Origin of the sequence: Providencia sp. Je.9.19 (genome assembly GCF_051129765.1) — a bacterium.
Taxonomy (GTDB): Bacteria; Pseudomonadota; Gammaproteobacteria; order Enterobacterales; family Enterobacteriaceae; genus Providencia.
In genome coordinates this window covers 1,284,632-1,300,658 of record NZ_JBCPSS010000001.1, presented here as the reverse complement: position 1 = coordinate 1,300,658, position 16,027 = coordinate 1,284,632, and the positions used below count along the sequence as shown (strand labels likewise).

The following is a 16,027-nucleotide window of genomic DNA, read 5'->3' as shown; positions in this document are numbered from 1 at the left end:
AGCATGCTTCTTGGGTGAATTTATTGTTACTTAGTTACAGCTCAAATTATTTGAAGTAATTCCTTAAACATATTTTCGATAAAAATAGAAAGCTAAATGAAAGGATCTTATTTATAACTCATTCAAATGAGCAGTATTCATATTGCTAACCTATTAAACTAAAAAGAGATGTTACTGCTTATTTCAATAATTTCTTTGATATTCTAATTTGATATATTAAATGGTGATTGATAACTACACAGTTATAACTAAAGCATATACAGTATTCTTCATCCTGTAGTTTTGGTTTAGTCACGAGTAGGTATCTAATGAAAAAAACGATTATCAAGAAAACAGCCTTAGCGAGCTTAGCGACATTTGCGCTCTTTGGTAGCTCACAACTTATTGCAGCCGAATTGCTGAACAGCTCTTATGATATTTCTCGTGAATTATTTGTCGCGCTAAATCCTGATTTCGAAAAACAATGGAATGAAGCGCATCCCAATGACAAGCTGACTATTAAACAATCTCATGCGGGCTCATCAAAGCAAGCTTTAGCTATTTTGCAAGGCTTGAAAGCTGATGTGGTGACTTACAATCAAGTGACTGATGTCCAAATATTGCATGATAAAGGAAATTTGATCTCGGCAGATTGGCAGGCTCGTTTACCGAATAATAGCTCACCATACTATTCCACAATGGCTTTTTTAGTACGTAAAGGAAACCCAAAAGGGATTAAAACTTGGGATGATCTTGCGCGCGAAGATGTCAAACTTATCTTCCCTAATCCAAAAACATCCGGTAATGGGCGTTATACCTATTTAGCTGCATGGGGAGCATTTAACCAAGAGAATGCAGGTGACGTCAAAAAAACACGCGAACAAGTTAAACAATTTTTAAAAAACGTTGAAGTCTTTGATACTGGCGGTCGTGGTGCAACTACCTCCTTTATTGAACGAGGACTTGGGGATGTATTGATTAGTTTCGAATCAGAAGTGAATAATATTCGAACTCAGTACGGTGAGTCTGATTATGAGGTGATTGTTCCACCTGTCGATATTTTGGCTGAATTCCCGGTTGCTTGGGTCGATAAAAATGTGCAAAAAAATGGCTCGGAAGATGCCGCTAAAGCTTATCTGAATTATCTTTATAGCCCACAAGCACAACAAACAATTACTCGTTTTAATTATCGCGTTAACGATAAAACGGTAATGGCGGCGAATAAAGCTAAATTTCCTGAAACTAAGTTATTTACGGTCGAGTCGCAATTTGGAAGTTGGCCAAAGGTAATGGACGTACATTTTTCAACGGGCGGGGAGTTCGATGAACTAATGGCTCAAGGACGGCGTTAATGAGTAAGTCAGGAAAGCGTTTTCTGCCTGGATTTGGCTTAACACTTGGTAGCAGTTTACTTTATACCTGTTTGATTTTACTACTGCCACTGAGTGCTTTAGTTATTCAGCTATCAGAAATGACATGGCAACAATATTGGGCGGTGATTAGTTATCCGCAAGTTGTCGCGGCTTATAAAGTTACCTTGCTGGCGGCATTGGTTGCAAGTCTATTTAATGCTGTTTTTGGCATGTTGCTGGCGTGGATACTAACGCGTTATCGCTTTCCTGGTCGGTTATTTCTTGATGGTTTGGTCGATTTGCCTTTTGCTTTGCCTACCGCAGTTGCAGGGCTGACTTTGGCAACATTATTTGCAACGTCAGGTTGGTATGGTCAATACCTTCATCAGTTTGATATTAAAGTGGTGAATACTTGGTTAGGTATTGCTGTCGCGATGGCATTTACCAGTATCCCTTTCGTTGTTCGGACAGTGCAGCCTGTATTAGAAGAACTTGGGCCTGAATATGAAGAAGCCGCACAGACGTTGGGCGCTAGTCGTTGGCAGACTTTTCGGCGTGTTGTGCTACCCGAAGTTTCTCCTGCGTTACTGGCTGGAACGGTGCTTTCATTTACTCGGAGCCTCGGCGAGTTTGGTGCAATTATCTTTATTGCGGGCAATATTGCATGGCAAACCGAAGTGGTTTCGCTCATGATTTTTAGTCAATTACAGCAATTTGATTACCCCGCAGCTAGTGCTGTTGCATCGGTGATTTTAGCGGTTTCATTACTCCTTCTATTTAGTGTCAATATGGTACAAAGTCGCTTTGGTAAAAGGTTAGGGGGTAAATAATGGCTCAAATCACACCGATATCGACAGCCGATAAATTACCTATTAATTGGGGTAAATGGAGTTTAATTGCGATAGGCATCTTTTTTTCTATTTTACTTTTAGTGATCCCTATTGTTTGGATTTTTCTTACTGCATTTCAAAAAGGTTTAGATGCGGTTTTAATGAATTTAGGTAATGCGGATATGCTACATGCTATCGGCTTAACCGTGCTCATTGCATTAATCACAGTACCCGTAAATTTGATTTTCGGTACTATGATGGCATGGCTGGTGACGCGCTTTCATTTCCCGGGTAGGCAACTATTACTGACTTTAGTCGATATTCCTTTTGCCGTATCACCGGTTGTCGCTGGGCTCTTATATTTGTTGTTTTATGGCTCTAACAGTTGGTTTGGCAGCTGGTTAGAAGGATTCGATATTCAATTAATGTTCTCTTGGCCGGGTATGGCATTAGTAACAATTTTTGTGACTTGTCCATTTGTAGTTAGAGAGTTGGTTCCTTTAATGTTGAGCCAAGGAAGCCAAGAGGACGAAGCCGCAGTTTTGCTTGGTGCATCGGGTTGGAAAATGTTTTGGCGCGTAACGTTACCTAACATTCGTTGGGCATTGCTATACGGTGTGGTACTCACTAACGCAAGAGCTATCGGTGAGTTTGGTGCAGTTTCAGTAGTTTCAGGTTCTATTCGAGGTGAAACTTATACTCTGCCGTTACAAGTTGAATTATTGCATCAAGATTATAATACCGTTGGTGCCTTCACCGCGGCAGCAATCTTGGCATTGATGGCAATGCTTACCTTGATAGTCAAAAGCGCATTGCAATGGCATCTGAGCCGACAGCAATCCGAGTCAGGAGTCCATTAATTATGAGTATTGAAATTGAAAAAATTGGCAAATTCTTTGCTAAAACCGAAGTTTTAAATAATATTTCTTTGGATATTGCATCGGGTGAAATGGTGGCATTGTTAGGTCCATCAGGTTCAGGGAAAACAACCCTACTGAGGATTATTGCGGGATTAGAGCAACAAAGCCAAGGTACTTTACGTTTTCATGGACATGATGTAAGCCGTATTCATGCCAAAGATCGCCGTGTTGGTTTTGTTTTTCAACATTACGCTCTTTTTCGTCATATGACCGTATTTGATAATGTCGCTTTTGGTTTAACCGTACTGCCAAGAAAAGAGCGCCCATCTGCGCAAGCAATTAAACAAAAAGTGATGCAGCTATTAGATATGGTGCAATTGGCACATTTAGCATCACGCTATCCAGCACAGCTTTCCGGTGGTCAAAAACAGCGTGTTGCACTGGCGAGAGCCCTTGCAGTCGAGCCGCAAATTCTATTATTAGATGAACCTTTTGGCGCTTTAGATGCACAGGTTAGAGTTGAGTTGCGTCGATGGTTAAGACAATTACATGAAGAACTTAAATTTACCAGTGTCTTTGTTACTCATGACCAAGAAGAAGCCATGGAAGTGGCAGATAGAATTGTGGTGATGAGTCAAGGTGCGATTGAACAAGTCGGCACTCCAAATGATATTTGGCAGCACCCTGAAACGCGTTTTGTACTAGAGTTTATGGGGGAAGTGAATCAGTTGCATGGTCGTATTATTGGGTCGCAATTGCATATTGATAGTTATGAATTCCCACTAAATCATTCCAGTGCGCATCAAGGTGATGTAGATGTCTTTTTAAGGCCTTGGGATATTTCATTGAAAACTGAAGTTGATGAACAACATCGTTTACCGGTAAGAGTGACAGAATCTGGCCCAAGAGGGCACTTTTGGCAATTGACGGTTCAGCCGCTAGGTTGGAGTAAAGATCCTATTTCAGTTATTTGGCAAAACTCAAATACTATTCCACTTAGAGGGGAGCAGTATTTCCTCGGTAGCCAGCAAGCAAAAATCTACCAAGGTAAAACAGAATTATTATTTCCCCAATTAGCTCAAAGCGCATGAATATAAACTATTATTATCTATAGTTTCAATATATATAACACCAATAAATTGAACATTATTGGTGTTATATTCCTGAGTACCTTCCTGATTATATCCCTATCATTTACCCGTATATAAACCAATGAATTTTTATAAAGTCATTATGGTTGACGGTTCATTTAATTAATTGATATTCATTGATTTATTGGTTTTATTCCGCAAAAGAATAAGATTGGTAATATGATATTATTATTGTAATATATTATATCAATTCGCTATATCAACAATAGTAATAACAATAATCAACTCTATTTGTTAAATAATAAAAATGAATTTATTTCAGGTGTTCTGTTATTGATGTTGGGGTAGTATTTGTTATTAATTATAATAAATTAGTATAAGGAAAATGAAGTGTCAACTCTGGAACAGTTTATTGGCAATACACCATTAGTGAAACTTCAGCGTTTGACGCAAGGAATTGATGCTGAAATCTGGGTGAAATTAGAAGGGAATAACCCTGCTGGCTCAGTGAAGGATAGAGCTGCATTTTCAATGATCAATGAAGCAGAAAAACGTGGTGAAATTAAACCAGGTGATACATTGATTGAAGCGACAAGCGGTAATACGGGTATTGCATTGGCAATGATAGCCGCAGTCAAAGGGTACAAGTTAAAGTTGTTGATGCCTGAGAACATGAGTAAAGAGCGCCAAGCATCGATGAAAGCATATGGTGCAGAGCTACTGTTAGTAAATACGACGGTGGGGATGGAAGGGGCACGTGATTTGGCGAAAGAAATGGAGCAAAGGGGAGAGGGGAAAGTATTAGATCAATTTAATAACCCTGATAATCCATTAGCGCATTTTAACACCACAGGACCTGAAATCTGGCAGCAAACAAAAGGTCGTCTTACTCATTTTGTTTCAAGTATGGGAACAACGGGCACTATTACGGGTGTTAGCCGCTATTTAAAATCTCAATCTGAGCATGTGCATATTGTTGGGTTACAGCCAGCAGAAAAAAGTCAAATTCCGGGAATTCGACGTTGGTCACCGGGCTATCTACCGGGTATTTTTGACAGTGAACTGGTCGATAGCGTATTGGATATTAATCAGCAAGATGCTGAGGACACGATGAGAGCGCTAGCAAGGCTAGAGGGTATTTTCTGTGGCGTTAGCTCAGGTGGTGCAGTTGCAGGGGCTCTACGAGTCGCTAAGGCGAATCCTGGTGCAATTATTGTTGCTATCATTTGTGATAGAGGCGATCGTTATTTATCAACAGGCGTTTTTGATAGCTAATTAATCATGCGGCGGGCTTAAAGATAAGTGCGTAGAAGATATCATGATGATTTAAAAACGAATAAGGCTAAACCATCAGATGTAATATTTTGCATCTGATGGTTTTTTAACACCGGAATCAAAAAAAACGTGAATGATAATTCACTATTTTTTAATGCGCATGATAACGGTTTCACCTACGGTTACTGAACCGCTAAGTTTAGTCAATTCTTTGATTTCATCCATGTTAGAAATCACAACTGGTGTAAGAACTGATTTGGCTTTTTCTTCTAATAGCGCTAAATCAAACTCGATTACCAAATCGCCTTTCTTCACTGTTTGTCCTTCTTCAGCGATACGCTTAAAGCCTTCGCCTTTGAGTTCAACGGTATCAATACCGAAGTGAACAAAGAGTTCTATGCCATCATCTGATTCAATGGAAAATGCATGGTTGGTTTCAAAAATTTTACCGATGGTACCATCAACAGGTGCAACAATTTTATTGCCAGCAGGTTTAATAGCAATACCATCACCGACGATTTTTTCTGCGAACACAACGTCTGGAACATCTTCAATATTGACGATTTCACCTGAAATAGGTGCAACAATCTCAATACTGCCACTGCTACTTTTGTCTTCCGAAACTAGTGATTTCAGTTTGTCAAACAGACCCATGGACCTTCTCCTAATCGTTTATATGGGACCGAACTAATGCGCTGTTCCTCGGGGCTGTTGAACTATGATGCTTATTTTTTGTTGTCGGTTATTAGGTATAGCGCTTGATTAATCAGCGAAGATGAAAATTGGCTGCAATTTACGCAATAGCTAATACAAGATGACTAACAAAAATTGCCCTTCGGGTTCGATTAAAAAGCGTTTTGCATAAATTGAGTTGTAATCGCCTAAGTAGCCCACTTCTCATCTTAATTAAAACGCCTTTACACCGAACAAAATTAACTTTTAAAAGTTAACAGCTCCTAGCATAACGTTTTTTCTTGGATAAAGGTATCAACAAGTTTCATCAATTCATCTGCCGTTGGCTGAGCAAGGGCTTGTTCAGCTAATGCTTTAGTATCAGAGAAATTTGCATTACGAATTAATTTCTTGATACGCGGAATTGAAATTGCACTCATACTAAACTCATCAAGTCCCATGCCAAGTAGCAGCAAGGTTGCACGTTCGTCACCGGCTAATTCACCGCACATACCCGTCCATTTGCCTTCAGCGTGAGAAGCGTCGATAACTTGTTTAATCAAGTTGAGGACGGCTGGAGACATTGGGTTGTACAGATGAGAAATTAACTCATTACCACGGTCAACTGCCAAGGTATATTGAGTCAGATCGTTTGTTCCAATACTAAAGAAATCAACTTCTTTTGCCAAGTGATGGGCAATAACGGCAGCAGCTGGCGTTTCGACCATCACACCAACCTCGATTGATTCATCAAATGCTTTATTTTCTTCACGTAGCTGAGTTTTAAGTAACTCAAGCTCTGCTTTTAGTTCACGGACTTCTTCAACAGAAATGACCATTGGGAACATGATACGCAGTTTACCAAATTTAGATGCTCTTAAAATAGCACGTAATTGGGCGTGTAGAATTTCTTTGCGATCAAGACAAATACGAATTGCACGCCAGCCGAGAAATGGGTTCTCTTCTTTTGGTAAATTCATATAAGGTAGATCTTTGTCGCCACCAATGTCCATGGTACGAACAATAACTGCTTGGCTACCCATCCCTTCAGCGACGGCTTTGTAGGCTTGGAATTGTTCTTCTTCTGTTGGTAGAGAGTCTCTATCCATAAATAAAAATTCGGTGCGATATAGACCAACACCTTCTGCACCATTACGTTCAGCACCCGCGATATCACGGACAGTACCGATATTGGCACAAACTTCAACTTGGTGACCATCAAGCGTAATTGCCGGCAAGTCTTTTAATTTAACTAACTCTTCTTTTTCTTGCAGGTATTCTTCTTTGAAAGCTTTAAGTTTGTCGATATCGGCTTCAGATGGATTAAGGTAAATTTCATTATTTACACCATCTAAAATGACGTAATCGCCATTCTTGATTTTACTTGTGGCATCAGAGGTACCCACAATTGCAGGGAGCTCAAGTGAGCGAGCCATGATAGAGGTATGTGATGTACGGCCACCTAAATCAGTGATAAAGCCTAATACTTTATCTAAATTTAGTTGAGCTGTTTCAGAAGGGGTTAAATCCGCTGCGACTAAAATAACTTCTTTGTCGATTGCACTTAAATCAACAATAGGCATATTTAAAATATTTTTTAGCAGACGCTTACCAATGTCACGCACGTCAGCTGCGCGTTCTTTAAGATATTCATCTTCAAGAGCTTCGAGCGCTTGGGCTTGATCTTCTATTACTGAGTATGCAGCAGCATCAGCTGTTTTTTTGTCGCCTTTGATGAGAGTCACAATTTCTTGCTCAAGCTCTTCATCTTCTAACAACATAATATGACCTTCAAAAATCTCAGCTTTTTCCGCACCAAGATTTTTTTCGGCTTTCTCTTTAATGAGGCTGAGTTGTTCGGCTGATTTGTTTCTTCCGTCAATAAAGCGTTGAATTTCTTTTTCTATCTGATCATCAGCAATTTTTTTTGTGCTAACAAGAATAGGATCTTCTTTGAGGATCAAAGCCTGACCAAAAGCAAAACCTGGGGATACTAAAATTCCTGAAATCATAATATTACCTTACTACTGGTAGAAGTTCTGATGTTGCAGAGACAACAGTAATGATAAGTGATTAAACAGATATCCCCGAATGATTACATTCAGGGAAGAGATTTAAATCTGTAAAACTGACGCTCTTGCGTGCAAGATTATTCCAATTCACCCATCAGTTTAACTAAGAATTCTACTGCTTCTTTTTCATCTTCGCCTTCGGCTGAAATCGTCACAACAGTGCCTTGAGTCAAACCTAGAGTTTGTAATTTAAACAAACTTTTCGCGCTAGCTGATTTGCCATTAGAAATCAAAGAAATATCAGAAGTGAATGCTTTGGCTTCTTTCACAAATTGCGCTGCTGGACGGGTATGTAGACCATTTGGTGCTGTAATAGTGACTTCTTGCTGGAACATATTATTTCCTCAATAGCTTTAGTTTTTTATAATTACCCAGCTATTGTAGATGAAATATGCTGGGTTTGCGTATAAGTTAGATTATTAACTCGCAAAAAGGTTTCCTATTTTATTCAATATTGACCTTTTTTCTATCTTTTACCGGAAAATCAATTGGTAACGGCTAACAAAATATCTGTCTTAAACCTGATATACAATAGCTTAAAAATTGATTAATTTCGCGGTGCAAAATAATTGGTATATGTAATACTAAACCCAGAATTATAAATCATCTCAATCCGTGCTAAACTTTGATCTCTGCCACAAAAAAAGCACCAATTAGGTGCTTTTTTAACGAATAATTAACGAATTCAATACTATTCTGCTGAAATATCTGCGAACAAGACAGTTGATAAATAACGCTCACCTGATGAAGGCAAAATAACGACAATGTTTTTGTCTTTGAACTCGGGCTCTGCGGAAAGTTTAACGGCAGCGGCAACCGCAGCACCCGAAGAGATCCCCGCTAAAATACCTTCTTTTTTCATTAATTCACGTGCGGTTTCTATTGCTTCGTCATCTGTAATCTTAAAGACTTTATCAAGTAGTGTCAGGTCTAAGTTGCCAGGAATAAAGCCCGCTCCAATTCCTTGAATCTTATGTGGGCCGGGTTTAATTTCTTCTCCAGCAAGCGCTTGGCTTATGACTGGTGAGGTCTCAGGTTCAACAGCAACGATAGTGACATTCTTACCTTTAGTTTTTTTCAGATATCGAGCAATACCCGTGACTGTACCACCAGTACCTACGCCCGCTATCACCACATCCACATTGCCGTCTGTATCTTCCCAAATTTCTGGGCCCGTTGTTTTTTCGTGGATTTCAGGGTTTGCAGGGTTATTAAATTGCTGTAATAACAGATATTTTTTAGGGTTGCTATTAACTATTTCTTCAGCTTTGGCAATCGCCCCTTTCATGCCTTTTGCTCCCTCGGTTAATATTAAATTAGCCCCGAGTGCCTTTAGTAATTTACGACGTTCAATACTCATGGTTTCAGGCATTGTGAGGGTTAATTTATAGCCCCTTGCAGCCGCGACATAAGCGAGCGCAATACCTGTATTACCACTGGTTGGTTCAACTAATTCTTTATCTTTGGTGAGAAGTCCTTTTTTCTCTGCATCCCAAATCATGTTTGCCCCAATACGGCATTTCACACTAAAACTTGGGTTACGAGATTCCACTTTTGCCAAAATCTTACCATTACCAAAATGCTTTAGGCGTACTAATGGTGTGTGACCAATGGTTAACGAATTATCTTCATAAATTTTGCTCATGGGATATCCTTAAAATAAAGCGGTTAGCCTGAATATTTTTAACGTCCAAATTCAATATACCCTAAATAATTCAAATTACTGGTGAGTTACGTATAAAAATTATCCTAATTCAGCGTATCGAAGTATGCGATTTTGGTGAAAAAGTGAAAATAACACCACGGTAATTTGAAGTATAACGAGTATGATTCAACATACGTGAAGAATGGGTTAATGCAAATATGATTTGAATATAAGCTTATAACGATTCGCTATTTTATATTCAATAGTTCTATGCACGTAAGCATTTGTATTGAAGTTAATGATTAATACTTGAGCTATTTAGATGGCTATTTATTGATATTATTAAAGAATGATTGCTTTGAGAGCACATGTGCAGGTCATCCTACACATGTGCTAAGAAATGACTATATCGAAACTACTGTACTTAGAAACTAATAGCGTGAATAGCGCTCGCGATAGCGATCAACCCACATGAGGGTCGCACCACAAACCGCCACTGGCATGATGACTAAGTTAACAAAAGGCACCATCATGAGAAGGCTAATCACACCCCCAAATTGAATGTTTTTCATGCGATCTTTGGCGAGTGCTTGTTTCATTTCACTGAAACCAACCCGATGATTATCAAAAGGATAATCACAATATTGAACAGACATCATCCAAGCACCGAATAAAAACCACAGCACCGGAGCGACAGTCTGACCGATACCTGGGATCATAAATAAAATTAGTAGACCAATAGCACGGGGTAAATAATAACCTATACGGACTAATTCTCGCTTCATCATGCGAGGGACATCTTTTAATAGTTCCGCGACGCCAGCATCAGGTGCCGGAATACCGGTTAGCTCAGCTTCAAGTTTTTCGGATAACCAGCCATTAAATGGCGCGGCAATAATATTTGCCACGGTCGTAAAAAAATAACTGAAGACTAGTAAAATAGAGATGACAGCGACAGGCCAAATAAGATAATTAAGCCATTGCAACCAGTCAGGAATATAACTCATGACTTGTTCTATCCAGCCACCTAGTTTACTGTACAACCACCAAAAAGCGCCCCCTAAAAAAACAATATTGGCGATTAGAGGCAAAATAACAAAACGCTTAATACCGGGACGAGTGACGAGTCGCCATCCTTGAGCGAAATAATAAAAGCCAGAATGTGCTTTTTGTGGCGAAAATGTCGATTGGGTCATACTTCTTGTTCTCTCCTTTTCAGTTGACCCTGTATCATATAGATATGATTTTGTGCTGACTAGCCATTATTTGCTCAAAAAAGCAGCAAACGAAAGCAGAATATTCTCTTTATTGTAAGAAAATCGTTCTGAGGGTTGCACTTAGAGCGATTGACAAATAATCTTAAGGTAGTTTCCGCCGTAAAGGCATAATTATTCATCAACTAGAGATAGCAGCGATGCAGGATTTGCGTCTGATATTAGTGGTCGTAGGTGCGATAGCCATAGTCGCTTTATTACTGCATGGTTTATGGACCAGCCGTAAAGAGCGCTCTAAGTTATTTCGCGATAAACCCGCAAAACGTAGGAAAAGTGACGTTCAAGAGAATTCGTCAGATTATGATGATTCTGCGTTATTTACCGAAAAACAGTCAACATCAAGGGCTTCTGCCCAACCTGTTGCGCCTGAACCTGTACATCAGGTAAAAGAAGCGACTCGTGTTGAACCCAATATACAGTCACCATCAACAATTGAACGTGAAGTTGAACCTGAGCTAAAAGTTAGGCCAGAAAGCACGGTTCAATTAGCCAATCAAGCTCATGTAGAAAATAATGTGCGTGCTGAGCCTGTTGCTTCTCATGAAAATAGTAGACCTGAGCAACTGACGATTAATATGGCTGAAGAAAGGGCTGAACTTCCTGAAGTGAATATTCGTCCAGTCAATGGTGAACCGACGGAACCTTATTTTGATACGAACTTATCTCATAAGGAACCTCAGCCAGTACATCATGAACAAAATGCAGTGCATGTTGAGGCGAAAACTGAATCACAGGCAGCACCTTCAACAGCCGCATCTACAGCAAGTAGTAAGGAAACTGTTCTAGTCCTTCATGTTGCAGCGCATCAGGGACAAGAGTTACAAGGTGATGCTTTATTGCAAAGTATTTTGCAGGCAGGTTTCCAGTTTGGCGAAATGCAAATTTTCCATCGCCATGTTAGTCCGTCGGGTACCGGGCCTGTTTTGTTTAGTTTAGCTAACATGGTTAAACCGGGTTCTTTTGATCCTGAAACGATGACTGACTTTACTACCCCTGGTGTTTCCATGTTTATGATGGTGCCATCTTATGGTGAAGCCGCGCAAAACTTCAAGTTAATGCTACAAGCTGCGCAGCGTATTGCTTCTGATGCAGGTGGTGTTGTGCTTGATGATGAACGAAAATTACTGACACCTCAAAAAATTGAGGTGTATCATGGTAGAATTAGAAACACGCTAAGTTAATTATACGTTTTTCAGAGACCCCCTTTTTAGGGGGTTTTTTATCGTTATTGGTGAGACATGACTACGAAACATTCTATTGAAGCTGTACAGCAATCTATCGAAGCGCTTAAACAACAATTACGCTATCACGAATATCAGTATCACGTATTGGATGCCCCAGAAATACCCGATGCGCAATACGATAAGCTGATGCAAGAACTTAAAGCACTTGAAGCTCAGCATCCTGAATTAATCACCAATGATTCACCAACTCAACGTGTCGGTGCGGCACCCTTAGCGGCCTTTGATACTGTTCGTCATGAAGTTCCAATGTTGTCATTAGATAACGTTTTTGATGAAGAAAGTTATTTATCATTTGATAAACGCATCAGAGACCGATTAAAAAATCACGATGAATTAACCTTTTGCTGTGAACTTAAATTAGATGGTCTTGCTGTAAGTTTACTCTATGAAAATGGTGAATTGGTACAAGCGGCGACTCGAGGTGATGGCAGTGTTGGCGAGAATATTACCGTTAACGTGAGAACAATTCGCGCTATTCCATTGCGTTTAACGGGGAATAATATTCCGGCTCGCGTTGAAATTCGTGGTGAAGTTTTTATGCCACAAAAAGGATTTGAAGCCTTAAATGAACTCGCACGTAAAACCGATGGGAAAGTCTTTGCTAATCCACGAAATGCAGCAGCAGGTTCATTGCGTCAGCTTGATCCTCGCATCACAGCCAAAAGGCCACTGACTTTTTATTGTTATGGTGTTGGGTTGGTGGAAGGAAATACCTTACCAGACACTCATTATGAGCGTTTAATGCAGTTCAAGGCATGGGGTTTGCCGGTGAGTGACTATGTGCAGTTGCGTGTAGGGCATCAGGCCGTATTAGATTTCTATCATGAAATTGAGCAAGTTCGCCCTCAGTTAGGTTTTGATATTGATGGCGTAGTGATTAAAGTTAATTCAATCGCGCTGCAAGAAGAGCTCGGTTTCGTATCGCGAGCACCTCGTTGGGCTACAGCATTTAAGTTTCCTGCTCAAGAGCAGATGACTTTACTTAAAGATGTTGAGTTCCAAGTTGGTCGAACAGGTGCAATAACACCCGTTGCGCGTCTTGAACCTGTGCAAGTGGCGGGGGTCATGGTCAGCAATGCAACCTTACACAATGCAGATGAAATTGAGCGCTTAGGTGTCCATATTGGGGATACGGTAGTTATTCGTCGTGCAGGGGATGTTATTCCACAGATTGTTAGTGTGGTGATGAGTGAACGCCCAGCCGATAGCCGAGAAATTGTTTTCCCGACTCATTGCCCTGTTTGTGGCTCTGATGTGGAACGAGTTGAAGGCGAGGCGGTTGCACGCTGTACAGCAGGTTTAGTGTGTGGCGCGCAGCGTAAAGAGGCGCTAAAACATTTTGTTTCTAGACGTGCTATGGATGTTGATGGCATGGGTGACAAAATCATTGATCAACTGGTTGAGAAAGAATACGTCAAAACACCCGCCGATCTATATCAGCTTAGCGCCGGTAAATTGACAGGTCTTGATAGAATGGGGCCAAAATCAGCTCAAAAACTTATTGATGCGCTTGAGAAATCCAAACAAACTACATTAGCGCGTTTTATTTATGCGCTCGGTATTCGGGAAGTCGGGGAAGCCACAGCAGCAAATCTTGCAGCTCATTATCATACTCTCAATGCGCTGATCGCTGCCGATGAAGATTCATTAAAAACGGTACAAGATGTTGGCCATGTAGTGGCTAAGCATGTGGTGAATTTTTTCCGTGAAGAGCACAATCAGGCGGTGATTGCTGATTTAGTCGCTAAAGCTAATATTCAATGGCCAGAAGTTAAAGTGGTTAATAGTGAAGAAATTGATAGCCCGTTTGCCGGAAAAACGGTGGTATTGACTGGTTCAATGAATATTTTAACCCGTGATGAAGCAAAAGATAAATTGATAGCTTTAGGGGCAAAAGTTGCCGGTAGTGTATCCAAGAAAACAGATATGGTGATCGCAGGTGAAGCCGCTGGTTCTAAATTGGCGAAAGCGATTGAGCTTGGCATTAAAGTTATTGATGAAGAAGAATTGATTAATTTGCTCAATCTCTAGTTGTGAACTATATTTCTACACGGTGGCCATTGCCTTTATTTGGGTAATGGCTCACTGAGTTAATCTGATAAATCTTAATTTCGTTCTTGAAATGTGATCTGACCCTTCTTTTTACAAAATACTCCTTCTTGGTTTTCATTTAAATGTGACATTCATCGCATTTAAATGTTACTTATTACATAGAATACGCACATAGACTGAATCTTAAATTTGTTGGAGTGGTAAATGACCTCGATCCTGCATTTCGTTTTATCCTTAGTAGTAATAGCCGCCCTTGCTATTTTAGCAAGTAGTAACCGTAAAGGGATCCGTCCTCGCTATGTGGTTCAACTACTTGTCATTCAAATTGCATTGGCATATTTGTTCCTTAAGTCGAATATCGGTGAATCCTTTGTTCTTGGTGTAGCGGGGGTATTTACCCATCTACTCGGATATGCGGCCGAAGGGACTAAATTTATTTTTGGTGGAATGATTGAAGGCAACTTAGCATTCTTCTTCTTACAAGTACTGTGCCCAATCATCTTCATTTCGGCATTGATCGGTATTTTACAACACATCAAAATCTTACCTATTATTATTCGCTTTATTGGTACCGTTTTATCAAAAGTGAATGGCATGGGTAAACTTGAGTCATTTAATGCTGTGAGCTCATTATTACTTGGCCAATCTGAAAACTTTATTGCTTATAAAGATCAGCTAAGCAGAATGTCAGAACGCAGAATGTACACCATGGCAGCAACTGCAATGTCAACGGTATCAATGTCTATCGTTGGTGCTTATATGACTATGCTAGAGCCTCGTTTCGTTGTTGCAGCATTGGTGCTTAACATGTTTGGTACCTTCGTTGTTCTATCACTAATCAATCCGTACTCACCTGAAGGTGAAGAAGATATTCAAATGATCAACTTACATGAAGGTCAAACCTTCTTTGAAATGTTGGGTGAATATATTCTTGCAGGCTTTAAAGTTGCGATGATTGTTTCTGCAATGTTGATTGGTTTCATTGCATTGATTGCAATGATTAATGGTGTTTTCTCTGCAATTTTTGGTATCGACTTCCAAACTATGTTGGGTTATGTTTTCTATCCGTTCGCATGGATATTAGGTATCCCAGCAGATGAGGCCCTGCAAGTAGGCGGCATCATGGCAGTTAAGATGGTAACAAATGAATTCGTAGCAATGGATGGCTTACAAGCAATCGCAGCGGGTCTATCTGAACGTTCTGTCGGTATATTGTCTGTATTCTTAGTCTCTTTTGCTAACTTCTCCTCTATCGGTATTATCGCTGGTGCAATTAAAGGTTTGGACGAAAAACAAGGTAATACAGTGGCACGTTTTGGACTGAAATTACTGTACGGCTCAACTTTAGTCAGCTTCTTGTCAGCCGCGGTAGTTGGATTGATTTTGTAAAACACAAATAAGTGTTAAAGTAAAAAACGGCGTTCATCTGAATGCCGTTTTTTTATTGTGGGAGACAAAATGGAAAAGCAAGATCTGATAGATATGGCAAATACCTATATGCCTTTTGGCAAATATAAAGGATGTATATTGATTGATTTGCCAGAGGAATATCTATTATGGTTTTATAAAAAAGGTGAATTTCCAGCTGGGCGTTTAGGACAACTGATGGAGATGGCGTTAGGATTAAAAATAGAAGGGCTAGATGGCCTTGTAAAGCCACTTAAGCGTAAGTAAGCAGTTA

14 protein-coding genes are annotated in these 16,027 nt (G+C 39.9%); 9 read left to right on the top strand and 5 right to left on the bottom strand.

Annotation, left to right across the window (positions count from 1 at the left end; translation table 11 throughout):
* Positions 1–308: 308 nt before the first annotated feature.
* The 5 genes from AAZR93_RS06030 to cysM all read left to right on the top strand — a co-directional run bounded on the left by AAZR93_RS06030 (position 309) and on the right by cysM (position 5,387).
* Positions 309–1,331: a sulfate ABC transporter substrate-binding protein gene (locus AAZR93_RS06030; protein WP_294110644.1), complete on the top strand. Its 1,023-nt coding sequence runs from the start codon at positions 309–311 to the stop codon at positions 1,329–1,331.
* On the top strand, positions 1,331–2,161 hold the full coding sequence (gene cysT, locus AAZR93_RS06025; protein WP_294110646.1) for a sulfate/thiosulfate ABC transporter permease CysT: 831 nt from the start codon (positions 1,331–1,333) through the stop codon (positions 2,159–2,161). The genes AAZR93_RS06030 and cysT overlap by 1 nt, the downstream gene beginning before the upstream one ends.
* Positions 2,161–3,021 carry a sulfate/thiosulfate ABC transporter permease CysW gene (gene cysW / locus AAZR93_RS06020; protein WP_434719244.1) on the top strand — a complete coding sequence of 287 codons (861 nt, stop codon included), beginning with the start codon at positions 2,161–2,163 and terminating at the stop codon, positions 3,019–3,021. Before cysT ends, cysW begins: the two co-directional genes overlap by 1 nt.
* Before the next feature lie 2 nt (positions 3,022–3,023).
* Complete coding sequence (gene cysA / locus AAZR93_RS06015) at positions 3,024–4,112, top strand: sulfate/thiosulfate ABC transporter ATP-binding protein CysA (RefSeq protein WP_434719243.1); 1,089 nt, start codon at positions 3,024–3,026, stop codon at positions 4,110–4,112.
* A gap of 390 nt (positions 4,113–4,502) precedes the next feature.
* On the top strand, positions 4,503–5,387 hold the full coding sequence (cysM, locus tag AAZR93_RS06010; RefSeq protein ID WP_434719242.1) for a cysteine synthase CysM: 885 nt from the start codon (positions 4,503–4,505) through the stop codon (positions 5,385–5,387).
* A 144-nt stretch (positions 5,388–5,531) separates the two neighbouring features.
* On the opposite strand, the gene crr is transcribed toward cysM, so the two are convergent.
* From crr to cysZ, 5 genes are all read right to left on the bottom strand, one after another.
* A complete protein-coding gene (gene crr, locus AAZR93_RS06005; RefSeq protein WP_294110655.1) occupies positions 5,532–6,041 on the bottom strand; it encodes a PTS glucose transporter subunit IIA in 510 nt (169 codons plus the stop codon).
* Between the two features lie 302 nt (positions 6,042–6,343).
* The gene (ptsI, locus tag AAZR93_RS06000; protein ID WP_434719241.1) at positions 6,344–8,071 is read right to left on the bottom strand and encodes a phosphoenolpyruvate-protein phosphotransferase PtsI; all 1,728 of its coding nucleotides are present in this window, start codon (positions 8,069–8,071) and stop codon (positions 6,344–6,346) included.
* Positions 8,072–8,208: 137 nt separating this feature from the next.
* A complete protein-coding gene (gene ptsH, locus AAZR93_RS05995) occupies positions 8,209–8,466 on the bottom strand; it encodes a phosphocarrier protein Hpr (protein ID WP_294110660.1) in 258 nt (85 codons plus the stop codon).
* Positions 8,467–8,822: 356 nt separating this feature from the next.
* Positions 8,823–9,776: a cysteine synthase A gene (gene cysK, locus AAZR93_RS05990; protein WP_294110663.1), complete on the bottom strand. Its 954-nt coding sequence runs from the start codon at positions 9,774–9,776 to the stop codon at positions 8,823–8,825.
* A 431-nt stretch (positions 9,777–10,207) separates the two neighbouring features.
* The gene (gene cysZ / locus AAZR93_RS05985) at positions 10,208–10,972 is read right to left on the bottom strand and encodes a sulfate transporter CysZ (RefSeq protein WP_294110665.1); all 765 of its coding nucleotides are present in this window, start codon (positions 10,970–10,972) and stop codon (positions 10,208–10,210) included.
* A gap of 218 nt (positions 10,973–11,190) precedes the next feature.
* Between cysZ and zipA the strand changes: the two genes are divergently transcribed.
* From zipA to AAZR93_RS05965, 4 genes are all read left to right on the top strand, one after another.
* Positions 11,191–12,231 carry a cell division protein ZipA gene (gene zipA, locus AAZR93_RS05980; protein WP_434719240.1) on the top strand — a complete coding sequence of 347 codons (1,041 nt, stop codon included), beginning with the start codon at positions 11,191–11,193 and terminating at the stop codon, positions 12,229–12,231.
* A 57-nt stretch (positions 12,232–12,288) separates the two neighbouring features.
* Complete coding sequence (gene ligA / locus AAZR93_RS05975; RefSeq protein ID WP_434719239.1) at positions 12,289–14,325, top strand: NAD-dependent DNA ligase LigA; 2,037 nt, start codon at positions 12,289–12,291, stop codon at positions 14,323–14,325.
* A 225-nt stretch (positions 14,326–14,550) separates the two neighbouring features.
* Positions 14,551–15,735, top strand: coding sequence for a NupC/NupG family nucleoside CNT transporter (locus tag AAZR93_RS05970; RefSeq protein WP_434719238.1), 1,185 nt, complete (start codon positions 14,551–14,553; stop codon positions 15,733–15,735).
* 69 nt (positions 15,736–15,804) lie between these two features.
* Entirely contained in the window at positions 15,805–16,020 is a 216-nt protein-coding gene (locus AAZR93_RS05965; RefSeq protein ID WP_294110672.1) for a DUF3820 family protein, read from the top strand.
* Positions 16,021–16,027 lie beyond the last annotated feature (7 nt).

Excerpts from the sequence above, each read along its gene's own strand:
- AAZR93_RS06030 (WP_294110644.1), top strand. The coding sequence starts at position 309 with ATGAAAAAAACGATTATCAAGAAAACAGCCTTAGCGAGCTTAGCGACA.
- cysT (WP_294110646.1), top strand. The coding sequence starts at position 1,331 with ATGAGTAAGTCAGGAAAGCGTTTTCTGCCTGGATTTGGCTTAACACTT.
- cysW (WP_434719244.1), top strand. The coding sequence starts at position 2,161 with ATGGCTCAAATCACACCGATATCGACAGCCGATAAATTACCTATTAAT.
- cysA (WP_434719243.1), top strand. The coding sequence starts at position 3,024 with ATGAGTATTGAAATTGAAAAAATTGGCAAATTCTTTGCTAAAACCGAA.
- crr (WP_294110655.1), bottom strand. The coding sequence starts at position 6,041 with ATGGGTCTGTTTGACAAACTGAAATCACTAGTTTCGGAAGACAAAAGT.
- ptsI (WP_434719241.1), bottom strand. The coding sequence starts at position 8,071 with ATGATTTCAGGAATTTTAGTATCCCCAGGTTTTGCTTTTGGTCAGGCT.
- ptsH (WP_294110660.1), bottom strand. The coding sequence starts at position 8,466 with ATGTTCCAGCAAGAAGTCACTATTACAGCACCAAATGGTCTACATACC.
- cysK (WP_294110663.1), bottom strand. The coding sequence starts at position 9,776 with ATGAGCAAAATTTATGAAGATAATTCGTTAACCATTGGTCACACACCA.
- cysZ (WP_294110665.1), bottom strand. The coding sequence starts at position 10,972 with ATGACCCAATCGACATTTTCGCCACAAAAAGCACATTCTGGCTTTTAT.
- zipA (WP_434719240.1), top strand. The coding sequence starts at position 11,191 with ATGCAGGATTTGCGTCTGATATTAGTGGTCGTAGGTGCGATAGCCATA.
- ligA (WP_434719239.1), top strand. The coding sequence starts at position 12,289 with ATGACTACGAAACATTCTATTGAAGCTGTACAGCAATCTATCGAAGCG.
- AAZR93_RS05970 (WP_434719238.1), top strand. The coding sequence starts at position 14,551 with ATGACCTCGATCCTGCATTTCGTTTTATCCTTAGTAGTAATAGCCGCC.
- AAZR93_RS05965 (WP_294110672.1), top strand. The coding sequence starts at position 15,805 with ATGGAAAAGCAAGATCTGATAGATATGGCAAATACCTATATGCCTTTT.